This window comes from Massilia sp. Root133, assembly GCF_001426525.1.
Lineage (GTDB): Bacteria > Pseudomonadota > Gammaproteobacteria > Burkholderiales > Burkholderiaceae_D > Telluria > Telluria orientalis.
Genome location: NZ_LMEW01000023.1, coordinates 47,905 through 64,029, shown reverse-complemented (window position 1 = coordinate 64,029; position 16,125 = coordinate 47,905). Strand labels below are relative to the sequence as shown.

The window sequence follows — 16,125 nt, the reverse complement described above, 5'->3', positions numbered from 1 at the left end:
AACGACACCATGAATCAGACATTACTCGTCGAACTGCAGACCGAAGAGCTGCCACCGAAGGCGCTGGTGAAACTGGGCGCCGCTTTCGCGGGCGGCATCGCGAACGGCCTGAAGGCCCGTGATTTCCTGGACGCCGACAGCGTCGTCACCACCTACGCCACGCCGCGCCGCCTGGCCGTCTCGATCACCAACGTGCGCGCCACGTCGGCCGACAAGACCATCCGCGAGAAGATCCTGCCGGTGACCGTCGCCCTCGACAAGGACGGCAACCCGACCGCGCCGCTGGCCAAGAAACTGGCCGCCCTCGGCTTCCCCGACCTGAAGATCAGCGACCTCGAACGCGCCCAGGACGGCAAGGCCGAAAGCTTCTTCTACACCTACACCGCGCCGGGCGTCGGCCTGGCCGAAGGCCTGCAGCCGGTGCTGGAAGAGACGGTCGCGAAGCTGCCGATCCCGAAGGTGATGAGCTACCAGCGTCCGGACGGCGCCACCGTGCAGTTCGTGCGCCCCGTGCACACGCTGCTGGCGCTGCACGGCGAGACCATCGTGCCGCTGTCCCTGCTGGGCCTCAAGGCCGGCCGCAGCACGCTCGGCCACCGCTTCCTGTCGAACGGCCACGCCTTCGATATCGGCCATGCGGACGCCTACAACGAACTGCTCAAGGTCTTCGGCAAGGTCGTCGCCAATGCCGAGGAACGCAAGGAATCGATCCGCACCCAGCTGCTGGCCAAGGCCGGCGGCGACCAGGTGCTGATGCCGGAATCGCTGCTGGATGAAGTGGCGGCGCTGGTCGAATGGCCCGTCGTCTACGAATGCCAGTTCGAAGACGTGTTCTTGTCCGTACCGCAGGAATGCCTGATCCTGACGATGCAGACGAACCAGAAGTACTTCGCCCTGACGGATACGAACGGCAAGCTGCGCTCGCGCTTCCTGATCGTCTCGAACCTCGCGACCGACGACCCGTCCGCCATCATCGGCGGCAACGAGCGCGTCGTGCGCCCGCGCCTGTCGGATGCGAAATTCTTCTTCGAGCAGGACAAGAAGAAGTCGCTGGAATCGCGCCTGCCGCTGCTGGCGAACGTCGTCTACCACAACAAGCTCGGCACACAGGCCGAACGCACGCAGCGCGTCACGCGCCTCGCCGGTGCCATCGCCCGCCGCCTCGGCTACGACGTGCTGCTGGCCGAACGCGGCGCGCAGCTGGCGAAGGCCGACCTGCTGACCGACATGGTCGGCGAGTTCCCGGAACTGCAAGGCATCATGGGCACGTACTACGCCCGCAACGACGGCGAGCACGAGGAAGTGGCGCTGGCCGCGTCCGAGCACTACCAGCCGCGCTTCTCGGGCGACGCGCTGCCGACGACGAACACGGGCCTGGCTGTCGCGCTGGCCGACAAACTGGAAACCCTCGTCGGCATCTGGTCGATCGGCCTGCAGCCGACCGGCGAGAAGGACCCGTTCGCGCTGCGCCGCCACGCGCTGGGCGTGATGCGCATGCTGGTCGAGAAGCGCCTGCCGCTCGCGCTGTCCGACCTGTTGAAGGATGCCGCCGGCGTGTTCGACTACATGCCGACGTTCAAGGACCCGACGGCCGACGTCACCGCGTTCATGCTGGACCGCCTGCGCGGCCTGCTGCGCGACCGCGGCTTCGCGCCGAACGAGGTGGAAGCCGTGCTGGCGCAGAACCCGGACCGCGTGGACGACGTCGTGCAGCGCCTGGAGGCCGTGCAGGCCTTCGCCGCGCTGCCCGAAAGCGCGTCGCTGGCCGCCGCCAACAAGCGTATCTCGAACATCCTCAAGAAGAACGAGGAAGCGCTCGCACAAGCCGGTAATGTCGATGCAGCCCTGCTGCAGGATGCCGCCGAGAAGGCACTGTACGCCAGCGTGCAACGCGTGCAGCCGGAGGTCGATGCAGCGTTCGAGCGCGGCGACTTCACCGGCACGCTGAAGACGCTCGCGCAGCTGCGTGACGACGTCGACGCGTTCTTCAACGACGTGATGGTGATGGCCGACGACGTCGCGCTGCGGAACAACCGCCTGGCCCTGCTGTCCATCCTGCACCGCATGATGAACCGCGTGGCCGACATCTCGAAACTGGCCGCGTAAGTGCAATGAAGCTGATCATCCTCGACCGGGACGGGGTCATCAACCATGACTCCCCCGAGTTCATCAAGTCGCCCGCCGAGTGGATGCCGATCCCGGGGTCGCTCGAAGCGATCGCGCGCCTGAACCAGGCCGGCTACCGCGTCGTCATCGCGTCGAACCAGTCGGGCATCGCGCGCGAACTGTTCGACATCGCGACCCTGAACGCGATCCACCAGAAGATGCATGCGAGCGCCCAGCTGGTGGGCGCGGACATCGACGCCATCTTCTTCTGTCCGCACGCGGCCATCGACAACTGCGACTGCCGCAAGCCGAAGAACGGGATGTTCGAGGAGATCAGCAAGCGCTTCAAACTCAGCCTGAAGGGCGTGCCGACCGTCGGCGATTCGCTGCGCGACCTGCAGGCCGGCTTCATCAGCGGCTGCGTGCCCTACCTGGTCCTGACCGGCAAGGGCGAGAAGACGCTGGAGACGGGCGGCCTGCCGCCCGGCACGCAGGTCTTCCCCGACCTCGCCGCCATGGTCGACGCCTTCCTCAAGACCACGTCCGCGCCTGCCAACGCATGATCGTTACCACCGCCACCCCAGACCTGGAGACCACGCCTTTGCGTACCGCCGCCCTGTTCCTGCGTTCCCTGTTGTTCGCGATCGTCATGCTCGTCGCCACCGTCGTGTGGGCGTGCGTCTGCTTCCTCGCGGCGCCGCTCCCGTACAACAAGCGTTTCTGGGTCACCTCGCGCTGGAACGTCTTCATCATCTGGTGCGCGCGCGTCATATGCGGCATCCGCTACCAGGTGAAAGGCTACGAAAACCTGCCGGCGCAACCCGCGATCCTGCTGTCGAAGCACCAGTCGGCATGGGAGACCATCTTCATGCTGCCCAACATGAAGCGGCCGCTCGTCTACGTCTTCAAGAAGGAGATCCTCTACATCCCCTTCTTCGGCTGGGGCATGGCGCTGCTGCGCATGATCCCGATCGACCGCAGCAAGGGCAAGCGCGCCTTTGCCCACGTCGTCAAGATCGGCAAGGCGCGCCTCGCGGACGGCCAGTCGATCATCATGTTCCCCGAGGGGACGCGCATCCCCGTGGGCCAGAAAGGACAGTACAAAAGCGGCGGTACGCGCCTCGCGATAGAAACTCGTGCGATGGTCGTGCCGATCGCGCATAATTCAGGTGAGTGCTGGCCCAAGAACTCGTTCATCAAGCGGCCGGGCCTCATCACCGTCTCGATCGGCAAGCCGATATCGCCGGAAAACCACACTGCCGACAGTCTGATGCAAGAGGTCGAAAATTGGATAGAATCGGAAATGCGCGTCATTTCGCCCCACGCCTATTCAGGTACTTGAACGAATTGGGCGCGCAGAACCCAGCATCATCGAAGCCGCCCACCATGACCTCCCCCAAGATCGACGCGAACCAGCTGGAGCTGTTTGCCCAGGAACTCGTCGCGGCGCTCAAGCCCTCGCCCACACCTGCGCCCACGCCGGCGGCCAGACCCGTGGCGCCGGCCCCGCTGTTCAAGGCACCGCCGGTGCCGACCCGCGTCCTGCCCATCCCACCCGTCGGTCCGAACGACCCGCCGCTGCGCAAGATCCAGCTCGGATCGCACACCGTGCATTACGTGCTGCGCCGCTCCGCGCGCCGCTCGCACGGCTTCATGGTCTGCGACGATGGCCTGTTCGTGACGTCGCCGAACCGCGCGCCGCTGGACGACATCGAGCGCGCCATCCGCGCCAAGCAGCGCTGGATCCTCACCAAGCTGTTCGAGCGGGGCGAACGCCGCGCGCAGCGCGCCGAACGTCCGCCCCTGGAATGGGTCGACGGCGCGCAACTGCCCTACCTCGGCGCCGACATCACATTGCGCCTGGAGCCGGCCACGCGCAGCCGCTGCGTCTACGATGCCGATACGCGCACCCTGCACCTCGGCGTGACGCCGGGCCTGGCGACGTGGCAGGTCCGCGAGCGCGTGAAGCTGTGGTTCCAGGACGAGGCGAAACGGATCTTCGGCGAACGCCTGGACCTGTACGCGCCGCGCGTGGGCGTGACGTACAACGCGTTCGCGATCTCGTCGGCCGGCACGCGCTGGGGCTCGTGCACCGTGGCCGGGAACATCCGGTTGAACTGGAAGCTGGTGCACTATCCGCTCGCGCTGCTGGACTACGTGGTCGTGCACGAACTGGCGCACCTGCGCGAGATGAACCACAGCCCGGCCTTCTGGGCCGTCGTGGGCGAGGTGTTCCCGGATTACGATGGCGCCAAGGCGGCGCTCAAGAAGCGGTCGGTGGAGATGCCGGTGCTGTTCCCGGACGAATGACCACCGACCTGGTCGTTACGAGGCGCGGAACTGCAGTTCGCCCGCCGCACGCGCCTCGACGATCCCGCGCATCGCGCTGACTTCGTCCTTGTTCAGGCACCGGAACGGAATGGGCAGGGTGCCCCGCTTCAAGACCATCATGAAGCCGCTCGAATACGTGCGGATGCGCTCCACGTCGCTCCAGTCGATCAGGCTCACGCCCGTGTCGCTGGTGCGCACGATGCCGTGCTGGTCGATCTGGAATTCGTAGGTGCGCTTCCCGCGCTGCAGCAGCACGAAGTGCGTGGCCGCCGACAGCGTGCTTTTCAGGCGCAGGTAGACGCCCATCGGCCAGCGGATATGGCGCCGGCGGATCAGGTAACCGCCATGCTCCCACATGAAACGCACGTACTCGGCGAACGAGTAGCGCACCCAGAAATGAAGACTGTAACGTTCCGCCGGCGGATGCACGACCGGAATCGTGGCCGCCGGCATCGCGTCGGCACCGAGATCCGCGGCGTCAGGCTGGTCCAGCAACGCGGCCCCGCCATCCGAGTGGCCGGCCGCTCGCGAGCGATTTGACCACAACATGTGCATCCCCTTTCGTTTTCTAATCTAAAGAGAATGGTAGCAAAAGCTAAGCGATAATTTGTTGCAAGAGTTCAACAGTGCGCACTGTCGCGCCGCGATGGCGGGCCGCGAAGGCCTGTGCGTGGGCGCCCATGGCGGCGCGGCGGCCGTCGTCATCGAGCAGGCCGGCGGCTGCGCGCAACAGCGCCGGCGCATCGGACACGCGCAGCGCGGCGCCCGCGGCGACGGCTTCCTCGGTCGCCTGCAGGAAGTTGAAAGTGTGTTCGCCCACCAGCACCGGACGTCCCAGCGCGCACGCTTCGATCAGGTTCTGGCCGCCCAGCGGGAGCAGGCTGCCGCCGATGAAGGCGCAGTCGCATGCGGCGTAATAGGCGAACATCTCGCCCATCGAATCGCCCAGCAGCACGTCGGTGTCCACGTGTTCCGGCAGTTTTGATCGATGTGCGAGGCTCAAGCCGCGTTCCTCGACCATGCGCGCCACCTCATCGAAGCGCTGCGGATGACGGGGCACAAGCACGAGCAGCATGTTCGCCGGACGTTGGTCCAGGGCCTTGTACGCGTCGAGGATCAGCGCCTCTTCGCCTTCGCGGGTGGACGCGCACAGCAGCACGGGGCGGTCCGCGAAGCGCGCGCGCAGCATGGCGCCCGTGTCCAGCGCGGCCTGCGGCGGCACGACGTCGAACTTGATGCTGCCCGTGACAGCGACCTTCGCGGCGCCCAGCGAGGCGATGCGCTCGGCGTCCGCATCCGTCTGCGCGGCCACCAGCGTGATCGCGCGCGCGGCATCCGTCATCAGCGCGCCGATCTTGCGGCCGCGGCGCAGCGATTTTTCGGACAGGCGTGCGTTCACGAGCGCCACCGGCACGCCGTGTCGCGCGCAGCCATGGATCAGGTTCGGCCACACTTCCGTCTCCATCAGGATGCAGACCGCGGGTTCGAAATGGCGCAGGAAGCGGCCGACCATGAAGCCGGTGTCGTACGGCAGGAACGACTGGATCACGCGGTCGCCGTGCTTGCCGAACAGCGCCTTGCCGGTGGCGCGGCCGGTCGGGGTCATGTGCGTGAGCAGGATGCGCGCATCGGGGCGCGCGGCCAGCAGGGCTTCGATCAGCGGTTCCGCCGCGCGCGTCTCGCCGACGGAGACGGCGTGCACCATGATGGTCGGACACTTGTCGAGCCGGCGTCCGTAGAACCCCAGGCGCTCGCCCAGATGCGTGCGGTAGCCGGGCTCGCGGCGCCCACGCCACCACAGGCGACCCAGCACGAGCGGCAGCGCCAGCCACCACATCAGCGAATACAGCACGCGCATCAGCGGCTCTCCAGCAGGCGCCGCGCGGCCGCCACGACCTCGTCGACCGAGGGCGGCGCACCCGTGTCGCCGAGATTCACGATGCGCGGCGACCAGTTGCCCTCGGTCTTCCAGCGCGGCGAATCGGCATAGATCTCGACCGTCGGCCGCACGAAGGCGGCGGCGATGTGCGTGAGGCCCGTGTCGACGCCCACTGCGAGCGTCGCGTGGCGCGCCAGTTCCACCGCATCCATCATCGACAGTTTCGGCAGCACGCGCGCGTTCGGCAGCCCGGCCGCCAGGCGCTCGGCCTCCTCTTTCTCGCGCGGCGAACCCCACGGCAGCAGGATCGTCATGGGCGCGAGCGCCTGGCCGAGCGCGATCCAGTGCGCCGTCGGCCATTTTTTCGCGTCGCGCGCGGTCCCGTGGAAGAACACGGCGTAATCATCCGGCGGCATCCACGCGGGACGTGCGCTGTTTTCGGGTGCCGGCAGGCCGAAATCGGGCGGCGTGTCGACGGCATAGCCGAGCGCCGCGGCCACGACCTGGCGTCCGCGCGCCACCGCATGCGTACGCGGCTCGACGGGGATGCTGCGGCTGTGGAAGATGCGCGAGACGCCTTCATAGCCCGAATCCTCGGTGCCGTTGGCCAGACCGATCTTCTGGCCGCCGCGGGCGCAGGCCATCACGATGCCCGTCTTGATCAGGCCCTGCGTGTCGAACACGTAGTCGTACTGCTCGGCGCGCAGGTCGCGGAAAAAGCCGCGCAGCTCCGCGCGCACGGCCGCCTGGCCGAGCCCCTTGCGCCAGCGCCGCAGCGCGAACGGGATCACCTTGCGCACGTGCGGGTTGAGCTTCACGAGGCTGACGTAGCCCTCTTCCACCACCCAGTCGACCTGGGCATCCGGAAAGTGGCGCCGGATGTCGGCCACGATCGGGAGATTGTGCAGGACGTCGCCCAGCGACGACACCCGCACCAGCAGGATCTTCATCAGAACGGCAGCTTGGCGTCAGGCTTGGCGGCGAGGATCACGCGCGCAAATTCCTTCTGGATGCGGTCCAGCGCTGCCGGATTCTCGCCCTCGAAACGCAGCACGACGACGGGCGTCGTGTTCGAGCCGCGCGCCAGGCCGAAGCCGTCCGGGTATTCCACGCGCAGGCCGTCGATGTCGACAATGCGATCCGCGCCCGGGAATTCCGCGTCGGCACGCAGCTTGTCGATCAGCGCGAAGTTCTCGCCTTCCTGCAGGTGCAGGTGCAGCTCGGGCGTGCTGGACGCGATCGGCAGGGCATTCAGCAGTGCCGACGGGTCGGTTTCGCGCGTGAGGATCTCGAGCAGGCGTGCGCCCGTGTACAGGCCGTCGTCGAAGCCGAACCAGCGGTCCTTCCAGAAGATATGGCCGCTCATCTCGCCGCCCAGCGGCGCACCGGTTTCCTTCAGCTTGGCCTTGACGAGCGAGTGCCCCGTCTTCCACATCAGCGGACGGCCGCCATGCTGCTCGATCCACGGCCCCAGGTGGCGCGTGCACTTCACGTCGTACAGGATTTCGGCGCCCGGATTGCGCGACAGGACGTCCTTCGAGAACAGCATCATCTGGCGGTCCGGGAAGATGATCTGGCCATCTTTCGTGACGACGCCCAGGCGGTCGCCGTCGCCGTCGAACGCGAGGCCGATTTCGGCGTCCGTCGTCTTCAGGCATTCGATCAGGTCCTGCAGGTTTTCCGGGTGCGCCGGATCCGGGTGGTGGTTCGGGAAGTGGCCGTCCACGTCGCAGAACAGTTCGATCACGTCGCAGCCCATCGCGCGGAACAGATCGCCCGCGACCATGCCGGCCACGCCGTTGCCGCAGTCGACTGCGATCTTGATCGGACGCGCGATCCTGACGTCGCCGACGATGCGTTCGACGTAGGCGGCCTTGATGTCGTGCGTCGAGTAACCACCTTGCCGGGCGGCCGGCTGGAAGTCGTCGCGTTCGATGGCCTGGTACAGGCCCTGGATCGCATCGCCATAGATCGCCTCGCCGGCCAGCACCATCTTGAAGCCGTTGTAGTCCGGCGGGTTGTGGCTGCCGGTGACCATGATGCCCGAACGCGCACCCAGCACGTTGGTGGCGAAATACACCATCGGCGTAGCGACCATGCCCAGGTCGACAACATCCACGCCCGCGGCCTGCAGGCCTTCGGCCAGCGCCCTGGCGAGCTCCGGGCCGGACAGGCGGCCGTCGCGGCCGATGATCACGGTGCGTTCTCCCTTGGCCAGCGCGGCGGCGCCGAACGCCTGGCCGATGCGGCGTGCGATCCCCGCATCGAGCGTGCTGCCGATGACGCCGCGGATGTCATAAGCCTTGAAGATCGTTTTCGAGAGAGAAACCATGGATTATCTACCTTGCTGGACGAGGCACCGGAATGCACGCGCACGGGCATTACGAACGCCGGTTGGGTCGGGATTGGAAAAAAGGGATATTGTAACGGCAAGCAGGGCCGCCGGGGCCGGATTACCGGTGTACTGGATGCGCAAATAAGCGCGATGAGGCGCACAGAACGTGCGCACTCGGAACGATATGAAACGGAATCAGACGCGCAGTTTGTCCATCGATTTACCGCCTTCGACCCATTCCTTGACCCATTTCGGCTGGCGGCCGCGACCGGTCCACTGTTGCGAGGCATTGTCCGGATTGCGATAACGGACGGCGACGGAACCGGCATTCGCACCCGCCGATTTGCCGCCACGGCCGCTGGCGCTGATCAGGTCTTTCAAAGGTACGCCGACGCTCTGTGCGATGGCCATGATCTGTTCACGCGCCTTTTGCACTTCCTGCACCTCGCGTTTCTTCATTTCCTGCTTGATCTGCTCTTGCAGGTTGCGCAAATCGCCCAAGGACAAATTAGACAGATCCATCTTGATTCCTTATATGTAGAGTCTAGGTGTAAGGGATTTTATCGAATAATCACCAATGCTCGCAATATACTACAACTGAAATTTCTTTAGTGTTTTTTGTGCCAAATCAGCCAGCGCGGCGACTTGAATCTCACGATACGCGCGTACAACCATACGTAGCTGATAATGAACAACAGACAGAAGAATATCAAAATTCCCGTATTCCGCCAGAACACGGTTGCGGGGATAACGGCGGTGAGGGAAAACAGCCACAAGTATGGCGAAGTACGCGCATTCCTTTTCATCAGTGCACGGGCTTCTTTGCGACCGACGGTCCATTGCACGATACGCCGGAAAATCAGGCTGTGCAGGTGGATTCCATCTGGCATGGTAGGGGATTTCCCACGTACAAACATTCGGCGGTAAACGGAAAATATGGTTTCGAATGCCGGATAAATCAGCAGCAAGACGGCATACCACGTCGATACCTGGGGATTGCGCATCACGAGCAGCAGGGCCAGTTCGCCCAGCATGAATCCGATGAAATAAGCGCCGCCGTCGCCGAGGAAGATGAGGCCGACGGGATAATTCCAGATGAGGAAACCGGCCGTTGCGCCCGCGACCGTCAGCGCGGACACCAGCACGAACATGTCGCCCACCTGCCAGCCCACGTAAGCGAGCGACAACAGCATGAAGATCGTGACGACACTGGCCAGGCCATTGAACCCGTCGATGATATTCACCGCGTTCGCAATGCCCGCAACGGCCAGTACGGTCAGCGGCAATATCAGCCACAGCGAATCGAGGTGCCAGCTCACGAAAGGCATATCGAGCCGCGCGATTTTCGCGTCCAGCACGAGATAGCCGAGGAACGCGGCGACCATCGTCAATATCAGGCGGCGCGAGGGACGCACCTTCCCCGTATAGTCTTCGACGATACCGCCGGCGAATGCGATCCCCCCACATCCCAGCAGCGAGACCAGCCAATAACCGAGGCCGGGCACCCGCCATACGGAAATGCCGGCGGTCAGGGCCACCGCGAGGAAGATCGGCAATCCGCCAATCCGCGCCACCGCATGGAGATGGACCTTCTGTACGCCGTCGAAATTATTGTCGAGTGCGGGTCCGTGCAATTTCGAATGCTTGACGACGAGGAGCGTCAGTAGCGCGGACACGACAAAACTTACGATGAAGGAAAACATTTTATTATTTTTTAAATGCAACCGTGCGGGATTGTACCGGATTAGTCGTCGGCAAACCGGACCTCGGCAGTGTACGCGCGCAGACTGCCGTCCGATTGAGGAATTACGAAATACCGGAACTTTGACTGATGGGCAAGACAATTTACAATCAGCAATTCCCTCGGCTGGGGCCGCCGTACGAAACCCGGAAGAATCGATTAGTATCGATCCTGCAAAATCGAATGTGAGCGAAATGAAAACCTATGTAATCGGCGACCTGCAAGGGTGCGCCCATGAAGCCGGCCTGCTGCTGGAACGAATCGACGCGACGGCGGGACCAGGTACGCGCATCCTGTTCGTCGGCGACCTGATCAACCGCGGCCCCGATTCGCTGGGCGCGCTGCGCCGCATGAAGGCGCTGGCGGAAGCGAGCGATGGCCGCGTCGACGCCCTGCTCGGCAACCATGACCTGCACCTGCTGGCCGTGGCCGTCGGCGCCCAGAAAATGAGCCGGTCCGATACGCTGGACGAGATCCTCGCCGCGCCCGATCGCGATGCACTGATCGACTGGCTGCGCCGCCGCCCGCTCGCGATGTTCGTCGATGCCCACCTGCTGGTACATGCCGGCGTGGCGCCGCAGTGGACGGCCGCGCAGACGATGGCGCTGGCGGCCGAAGTGGAGGCTGTGCTGCGCGGCGACCACTGGATCGACTTCCTCGGCCAGATGTACGGCAACGAGCCGGACCGCTGGGACGACGGCCTCACGGGCATCGCCCGCCTGCGCTGCATCGTCAACGCGCTCACGCGCATGCGCCTGTGCTGGCCGGACGGCCGCATGGATTTCCATCACAAGGAAAGCGACAAGGGGCCGGAAGGCACGGACCTGCAGCCCTGGTTCGACCTGCCCAACCGCCGCACGCTCGATGTCACCGTCGTGTTCGGACACTGGTCGGCGCTCGGGCTCGTGCTGCGGCCGAATCTCGTGGGGCTGGACAGCGGTTGCGTGTGGGGCGGCAAGCTGACGGCCGTGTGCCTGGATGACCGGTCGCTGTTGCAGGTGGATTGTCCCGAGTATCGGGAGCACAGCGGCAAGAGATAACGCCGTCGTCCCCGCGCACGCGGGGACCCATGCTGAGTTTCCGAAGTTGGTAGCTCAGTATGGATTCCCGCTTTCGCGGGAAGCCGTTTCCGGCAATGCCGGGAACGACAACTAGCCCTGCCCCAGCGCCCCCGCGATCGCATCATGCGCCGCCTGCGCCAGCTCGCGCCGGTGCGCGCCCGCCGCCGGGATCGGCGCCAGGCAGGCCAGCCGCGCGACCACCGGTTCACCGCCGAGGATGCGCACGATGCTGTCGACGAACGTCGTCTCGCCCGTGTAGTCGACGGCCGGATGCCAGCCGCCGTCCGCGTCGACATAGGCCAGCGCGACCGGCTGCACGGGCACCGCGGCGTCGATGGCGGCTTCGAACAGATTGGCGTGGAACGGCAGCACCGTGCCCTGGCTGGCCGTCGTCCCCTCGGGGAAGAACGCCACGCGGCGGTGCTGGCCGAGGGCTTCCACGAGGCCCTTGAAGATGTGGCGCAGGTCGCGCCTGTTGCCGCGCGCGATGAACACCGTGCCTGCCTGCGCGACGAGCCAGCCGACGACGGGCCAGGCGCGGATCTCGGCCTTGGCCACGAAGCGGCACGGGTGCACGGCATTGATGACGAAGATGTCGAGCCACGAGATGTGGTTCGCGACGATGAGCGCGTGCGCCAGCGAGTCCTCGCCAGGCACGCGCTCGAGGCGCACGCGGCAGATGCCCAGCAGGCGTACCGACCAGCGCTGGATCAGGCGCTCGCGCAGGGCATCGCCCGCCCACGGGAACACGAGGGCGCAGGTGACCAGGCCCTGGACCACGTGGAGGACGAGGCGCGCGAGGCGCCACGCGAGCTTGATCTTCAATCAGCGTTCGAACGCGACGTGGCCGGCGACGATCGTCGCCTTTACCTGGCCCGCCAGTTCGTAGCCGAGGAACGGCGTGTGCTTGCCCTGGCTCGCGAGGGCGGCCGCGTTGACGGTCCAGCGCGTGTCCGGGTCGAACAGCACGACGTCCGCGCTTGCGCCCTGTGCCAGCGTGCCGGCGGACAGGCCCGCCGTGCGCGCCGGATCGCTCGTGATCCTGGCCAGCGCGGTCGACAACGCCTTCCCATCGTTGCCTTGCTCGGCCGCCCATTTCAGCATCAAGGACAGTAGCAGTTCCAGACCGGTGGCGCCGGGCGAGGCCTCGGCGAATGGCAGCAGCTTCTCGTCGTCGTCGACCGGGGTGTGGTCCGAGCAGACGGCGTCCACGGTGCCGTCCTGGACGGCCGCGCGGATCGCGTCGCGGTCGCGCTGGCTGCGCAGCGGCGGCGTGAGGCGCGCGTTGGAATCGAAGAAGCCGATGTCGGCATCCGTCATGTGCAGGTGGTGCACGCCGACGTCGCACGTGACCGGCAAGCCTTCCTTCTTGGCGGCGCGGATCAGGTCCAGCGCGGCGGCCGACGAGATGCGGCACAGGTGCACGCGCGCACCGGAGGCGCGCATCAGTTCGAAGATCGTGTGCAGCGCGATGGTCTCTGACATCACCGGCACGCCAGAGAGGCCCAGGCGCGACGCCAGCGGGCCGCTGTGGGCGATGCCGCCGCGGCCGATGTGCGGGTCCTGCGGGCGCAGCCACACGGTGTAGCCGAACGTCTTCGCGTACTGCATGGCGCGCAGCAGCACGGTGGTGTCCTCGATCGGTTCCTCGGCCTGCGCGAAGCCGATGCAGCCGGCTTCCGTCAGCTCGGCCATCTCGGTCAGCGCCTTGCCCTTCAGGCCGACGGTCAGCGCGCCCAGCGGATGCACGTTGGCCTGGTTCAGCAGGCGCGCGCGGTGCTTGAGCATTTCGACGAGGCCCGGCTCGTCCAGCACGGGGTCGGTGTCGGGCGGGCACACGAGCGTCGTCACACCGCCCTGCACCGCGGCCTGCATTTCCGATTCCAGCGTCGCCTTGTATTCGTAGCCCGGCTCGCGCAGGCGGGCGGAAAGGTCGACGAGGCCCGGCGCGACGACGAGGCCCGCGGCGTCGATCGTGCGCGCGGCCGTGAAGCCGGCGGGTGCGTTGCCGATGCCGGCGATCTTGCCGTCGGCGATGTAGAGGTCCTGGACGGCGTCGATGCCGGCCGCCGGGTCGATCAGGCGCCCGTTCTTGATGTGCAAGTTATTCATACGTGCGAATTTAAGTGTGACTACCGGCTAAGATACTCATGACGGCCATGCGGACCGCGATACCGAAGGTGACCTGGGGCAGGATCACGGCCTGGGCGCCGTCCGCCACGGCCGAATCGATCTCCACGCCGCGGTTCATCGGGCCCGGGTGCATCACGATGGCGTCCGGCTTCGCGAGCGCCAGGCGCTCCGGCGTCAGGCCGTAGCTCTTGAAATACTCGCCGGCCGACGGCAGCAGCGCGCCCGACATGCGCTCGTTCTGCAGGCGCAGCATGATGATCACGTCGACGTCCTTCAGACCCTCGTCCATGTTCGTGAACACGCGCACGCCCATCTGTTCCAGGCCGCCCGGCAGCAGCGTGTGCGGGCCGATGGCGCGCACTTCCGGCACGCCCAGCGTCGTCAGCGCGTGGATGTCCGAACGGGCCACGCGGCTGTGCAGGATGTCGCCGACGATGGCCACGCGCAAGTTCGTGAAATCCTTCTTGTAGTGGCGGATCGTGTACATGTCGAGCAGGCCCTGCGTCGGGTGCGCGTGGCGGCCGTCGCCCGCGTTCACCACGTGCACGTGGTTCTGCTGCGTGTCGTTCAGGTGCTTGGCGATCAGGTACGGCGCGCCCGACTGCGCGTGGCGCACGACGAACATGTCGGCGTGCATGGCCGACAGGTTGTCGATCGTGTCCAGCAGCGATTCGCCCTTGCTCGTCGACGAGGCGGCGATGTTCAGGTTGATGACGTCGGCCGACAGGCGCTTCGACGCGATCTCGAACGTCGTGCGCGTGCGCGTCGAGTTTTCGAAGAACAGGTTGAAGACGCTTTTCCCGCGCATCAGCGGCACCTTCTTGACCTCGCGGTCGGAGATGCTCACGAAGCTCGAGGCGGTGTCGAGGATGTGGTTGATGATGGCCTTGGGCAGTCCCTCGATGGTAAGGAGGTGCTGCAGTTCGCCGTTCTTGTTCAGTTGCGGGTTATGCATTGTCGTCTTCGATCGTGAGCGAGAGTCGACCGTTCGGGTCACGCGCGAGCGCGAGCGAGCGGCCAGGGGCAAGCTGTGCGTGCGCGCCGACGAAATCGGCGGCGACCGGGAGTTCGCGGCCGCCGCGGTCCGCCAGCGCGGCCAGCATGATACGCTGCGGACGGCCGTAGTCGAACAGCACGTTGATCGCCGCGCGCACCGTGCGGCCGGTGTACAGCACGTCGTCGACGAGCACGATGGTCGCGCCGTCGACGTTGAATTCGATCCGGGTCGGCTTCACGTCCGGATGCAGGCCCTTGCGGGCAAAGTCGTCGCGGTAGAACGAGACGTCGATGAAGCCCAGGCGCGATTGCAGGCCCAGGTCGGCCGCGAGACGTTCCGCGAGCCAGGCGCCGCCCGAGTGGATGCCGACGATGGCGGCATCCGCCACGCCCGTGAGACCCGCGCGCACCTGCGCGAGCAGGTCGCGGTACAGGGCCTCGGCATCCAGGCCATCCGCGTCGTTAATATGAGTTGGCATGATCGTCAAAGTATTGTTGCAAAATGATGGCGGCGGCCTTGGCGTCGATGATCTCGCCGCGCTTGGCGGGAATGACGGCCGACGAGTAGCGCTCGTCGACGAGTTCGACGGGCAGGTTGAAGCGGCCGTTAAGCTGATTCGCGAAGCGGCGCGCGCGCAGGGTCATCTCGTGCTCCGCGCCGTCCGGATGGCGCGGCTCGCCTACGACGAGGCGCGCGGGGCGCCATTGTTCGATCAGGTCGCCGATGACCTTGAAGCGGGTCGTATTGTCGACCGCCTTGATGACGGACAGCGGTTGCGCCTGTCCCGTCAGCGTATTTCCCATGGCGATGCCGATGCGCTTGATGCCGAAGTCGAAGCCTAGAACGATGTCGACCATTACCTGCGTCGACTCCGGGTTGTAAAGCGCCCGTCAAGCATGGCCGGCCTCGGAAGCCAGCATGAGGGGATCGATCCCCAGCAGCTTGATGGCCGCGTTGTAGCGCTCCTCGATCGGCAGGTCGAACAGCACGCGCGCGTCGGCGCTCACCGTGAGCCAGCCGTTGCGGGCGATCTCTTCTTCCAGCTGGCCCGGACTCCACCCTGCATAACCGATCGAGACGAGCATGCGGTGCGGGCCGGTGCCGTTGGCGACGGCTTCCAGCACGTCGATCGACGTCGTGAACGCGACGTCGTCGGTGACGCTCAGCGACGAGGAATAGCGGCCGCCGGGCGAATGCAGCACGAAGCCGCGGTCGTCCTGGACCGGGCCGCCGAACATGATCGGCTCGTCCTCGACGCTGGCGCGCAGCCCTTCCGCCACTTTCAGGTCGATGCGGTCGAACAGCACGTCCATGGTCATGTCGGTGGGCTTGTTGATGACGACGCCGAGCACGCCCTTCTCGTTGTGCTCGCAGATATACACGACAGTACCGCCGAAGATCGGGTCATTCATGGACGGCATGGCAATCAGGAAATGATTAGCCAGGTTCAGCTGGGACGTGGATGCACTCAACGTGCCGAGGAGAGGCGTGTCTTCCTGGGGCATCCCGGGCATGGTTAGAGGCTTGCCGACCTTACTTTTT

The 16,125-nt window shown here is 65.8% G+C and carries 17 protein-coding genes; 5 read left to right on the top strand and 12 right to left on the bottom strand.

What is annotated here, in order from left to right:
- Positions 1 to 9 precede the first annotated feature (9 nt).
- Genes glyS through ASD28_RS16275 form a run of 4 tightly spaced genes read left to right on the top strand, consistent with a single transcriptional unit; the run spans position 10 to position 4,416 of the window.
- The gene (gene glyS / locus ASD28_RS16290) at positions 10 to 2,106 is read left to right on the top strand and encodes a glycine--tRNA ligase subunit beta (protein WP_056130043.1); all 2,097 of its coding nucleotides are present in this window, start codon (positions 10 to 12) and stop codon (positions 2,104 to 2,106) included.
- A 5-nt stretch (positions 2,107 to 2,111) separates the two neighbouring features.
- Entirely contained in the window at positions 2,112 to 2,669 is a 558-nt protein-coding gene (gene gmhB, locus ASD28_RS16285; RefSeq protein WP_056130040.1) for a D-glycero-beta-D-manno-heptose 1,7-bisphosphate 7-phosphatase, read from the top strand.
- On the top strand, positions 2,666 to 3,448 hold the full coding sequence (locus tag ASD28_RS16280; protein ID WP_082577115.1) for a lysophospholipid acyltransferase family protein: 783 nt from the start codon (positions 2,666 to 2,668) through the stop codon (positions 3,446 to 3,448). Before gmhB ends, ASD28_RS16280 begins: the two co-directional genes overlap by 4 nt.
- Positions 3,449 to 3,492: 44 nt before the next feature.
- The gene (locus tag ASD28_RS16275; RefSeq protein WP_056130037.1) at positions 3,493 to 4,416 is read left to right on the top strand and encodes a M48 family metallopeptidase; all 924 of its coding nucleotides are present in this window, start codon (positions 3,493 to 3,495) and stop codon (positions 4,414 to 4,416) included.
- 15 nt (positions 4,417 to 4,431) lie between these two features.
- Here ASD28_RS16275 and ASD28_RS16270 read toward each other — a convergent pair whose 3' ends face one another.
- The 6 genes from ASD28_RS16270 to ASD28_RS16245 all read right to left on the bottom strand — a co-directional run bounded on the left by ASD28_RS16270 (position 4,432) and on the right by ASD28_RS16245 (position 10,354).
- A complete protein-coding gene (locus ASD28_RS16270) occupies positions 4,432 to 4,986 on the bottom strand; it encodes a YcxB family protein (RefSeq protein ID WP_229411992.1) in 555 nt (184 codons plus the stop codon).
- A gap of 46 nt (positions 4,987 to 5,032) precedes the next feature.
- Positions 5,033 to 6,295, bottom strand: a complete 1,263-nt coding sequence (waaA, locus tag ASD28_RS16265; protein WP_056130036.1) for a lipid IV(A) 3-deoxy-D-manno-octulosonic acid transferase — start codon at positions 6,293 to 6,295, stop codon at positions 5,033 to 5,035.
- On the bottom strand, positions 6,295 to 7,266 hold the full coding sequence (gene waaC, locus ASD28_RS16260) for a lipopolysaccharide heptosyltransferase I (protein WP_056130032.1): 972 nt from the start codon (positions 7,264 to 7,266) through the stop codon (positions 6,295 to 6,297). Before waaC ends, waaA begins: the two co-directional genes overlap by 1 nt.
- On the bottom strand, positions 7,266 to 8,648 hold the full coding sequence (locus tag ASD28_RS16255; protein WP_056130027.1) for a phosphomannomutase/phosphoglucomutase: 1,383 nt from the start codon (positions 8,646 to 8,648) through the stop codon (positions 7,266 to 7,268). Before ASD28_RS16255 ends, waaC begins: the two co-directional genes overlap by 1 nt.
- 198 nt (positions 8,649 to 8,846) lie before the next feature.
- A complete protein-coding gene (locus tag ASD28_RS16250; protein WP_056130024.1) occupies positions 8,847 to 9,173 on the bottom strand; it encodes an H-NS family nucleoid-associated regulatory protein in 327 nt (108 codons plus the stop codon).
- An 86-nt stretch (positions 9,174 to 9,259) separates the two neighbouring features.
- Positions 9,260 to 10,354: a glycosyltransferase family 4 protein gene (locus ASD28_RS16245; protein WP_056130019.1), complete on the bottom strand. Its 1,095-nt coding sequence runs from the start codon at positions 10,352 to 10,354 to the stop codon at positions 9,260 to 9,262.
- A 232-nt stretch (positions 10,355 to 10,586) separates the two neighbouring features.
- Here ASD28_RS16245 and ASD28_RS16240 point away from each other — a divergent pair, with 232 nt between their 5' ends.
- On the top strand, positions 10,587 to 11,432 hold the full coding sequence (locus tag ASD28_RS16240) for a symmetrical bis(5'-nucleosyl)-tetraphosphatase (protein WP_056130016.1): 846 nt from the start codon (positions 10,587 to 10,589) through the stop codon (positions 11,430 to 11,432).
- Positions 11,433 to 11,543: 111 nt separating this feature from the next.
- Here the strand turns inward: ASD28_RS16240 and ASD28_RS16235 are convergent, their stop codons facing one another.
- Genes ASD28_RS16235 through ASD28_RS16210 form a run of 6 tightly spaced genes read right to left on the bottom strand, consistent with a single transcriptional unit; the run spans position 11,544 to position 16,088 of the window.
- Complete coding sequence (locus tag ASD28_RS16235; RefSeq protein WP_056130012.1) at positions 11,544 to 12,278, bottom strand: 1-acyl-sn-glycerol-3-phosphate acyltransferase; 735 nt, start codon at positions 12,276 to 12,278, stop codon at positions 11,544 to 11,546.
- On the bottom strand, positions 12,279 to 13,565 hold the full coding sequence (locus ASD28_RS16230; RefSeq protein WP_056130008.1) for a dihydroorotase: 1,287 nt from the start codon (positions 13,563 to 13,565) through the stop codon (positions 12,279 to 12,281). It abuts the gene before it with no gap.
- A 10-nt stretch (positions 13,566 to 13,575) separates the two neighbouring features.
- Positions 13,576 to 14,541 (bottom strand): aspartate carbamoyltransferase catalytic subunit, encoded by a 966-nt coding sequence (locus ASD28_RS16225; RefSeq protein ID WP_036235592.1) that lies wholly within the window; start codon positions 14,539 to 14,541, stop codon positions 13,576 to 13,578.
- Positions 14,534 to 15,061 carry a bifunctional pyr operon transcriptional regulator/uracil phosphoribosyltransferase PyrR gene (gene pyrR, locus ASD28_RS16220; RefSeq protein WP_056130006.1) on the bottom strand — a complete coding sequence of 176 codons (528 nt, stop codon included), beginning with the start codon at positions 15,059 to 15,061 and terminating at the stop codon, positions 14,534 to 14,536. The genes ASD28_RS16225 and pyrR overlap by 8 nt, the downstream gene beginning before the upstream one ends.
- The gene (ruvX, locus tag ASD28_RS16215) at positions 15,045 to 15,440 is read right to left on the bottom strand and encodes a Holliday junction resolvase RuvX (RefSeq protein ID WP_056130004.1); all 396 of its coding nucleotides are present in this window, start codon (positions 15,438 to 15,440) and stop codon (positions 15,045 to 15,047) included. The genes pyrR and ruvX overlap by 17 nt, the downstream gene beginning before the upstream one ends.
- 33 nt (positions 15,441 to 15,473) lie before the next feature.
- On the bottom strand, positions 15,474 to 16,088 hold the full coding sequence (locus ASD28_RS16210) for a YqgE/AlgH family protein (RefSeq protein WP_229412081.1): 615 nt from the start codon (positions 16,086 to 16,088) through the stop codon (positions 15,474 to 15,476).
- Positions 16,089 to 16,125: the final 37 nt, after the last annotated feature.

What these genes read in the sequence shown, in the direction of transcription:
- glyS (WP_056130043.1), top strand. Translation starts at nt 10, where the DNA reads ATGAATCAGACATTACTCGTCGAACTGCAGACCGAAGAGCTGCCACCG.
- gmhB (WP_056130040.1), top strand. Translation starts at nt 2,112, where the DNA reads ATGAAGCTGATCATCCTCGACCGGGACGGGGTCATCAACCATGACTCC.
- ASD28_RS16280 (WP_082577115.1), top strand. Translation starts at nt 2,666, where the DNA reads ATGATCGTTACCACCGCCACCCCAGACCTGGAGACCACGCCTTTGCGT.
- ASD28_RS16275 (WP_056130037.1), top strand. Translation starts at nt 3,493, where the DNA reads ATGACCTCCCCCAAGATCGACGCGAACCAGCTGGAGCTGTTTGCCCAG.
- ASD28_RS16270 (WP_229411992.1), bottom strand. Translation starts at nt 4,986, where the DNA reads ATGTTGTGGTCAAATCGCTCGCGAGCGGCCGGCCACTCGGATGGCGGG.
- waaA (WP_056130036.1), bottom strand. Translation starts at nt 6,295, where the DNA reads ATGCGCGTGCTGTATTCGCTGATGTGGTGGCTGGCGCTGCCGCTCGTG.
- waaC (WP_056130032.1), bottom strand. Translation starts at nt 7,266, where the DNA reads ATGAAGATCCTGCTGGTGCGGGTGTCGTCGCTGGGCGACGTCCTGCAC.
- ASD28_RS16255 (WP_056130027.1), bottom strand. Translation starts at nt 8,648, where the DNA reads ATGGTTTCTCTCTCGAAAACGATCTTCAAGGCTTATGACATCCGCGGC.
- ASD28_RS16250 (WP_056130024.1), bottom strand. Translation starts at nt 9,173, where the DNA reads ATGGATCTGTCTAATTTGTCCTTGGGCGATTTGCGCAACCTGCAAGAG.
- ASD28_RS16245 (WP_056130019.1), bottom strand. Translation starts at nt 10,354, where the DNA reads ATGTTTTCCTTCATCGTAAGTTTTGTCGTGTCCGCGCTACTGACGCTC.
- ASD28_RS16240 (WP_056130016.1), top strand. Translation starts at nt 10,587, where the DNA reads ATGAAAACCTATGTAATCGGCGACCTGCAAGGGTGCGCCCATGAAGCC.
- ASD28_RS16230 (WP_056130008.1), bottom strand. Translation starts at nt 13,565, where the DNA reads ATGAATAACTTGCACATCAAGAACGGGCGCCTGATCGACCCGGCGGCC.
- ASD28_RS16225 (WP_036235592.1), bottom strand. Translation starts at nt 14,541, where the DNA reads ATGCATAACCCGCAACTGAACAAGAACGGCGAACTGCAGCACCTCCTT.
- pyrR (WP_056130006.1), bottom strand. Translation starts at nt 15,061, where the DNA reads ATGCCAACTCATATTAACGACGCGGATGGCCTGGATGCCGAGGCCCTG.
- ruvX (WP_056130004.1), bottom strand. Translation starts at nt 15,440, where the DNA reads ATGGTCGACATCGTTCTAGGCTTCGACTTCGGCATCAAGCGCATCGGC.
- ASD28_RS16210 (WP_229412081.1), bottom strand. Translation starts at nt 16,088, where the DNA reads ATGCCCCAGGAAGACACGCCTCTCCTCGGCACGTTGAGTGCATCCACG.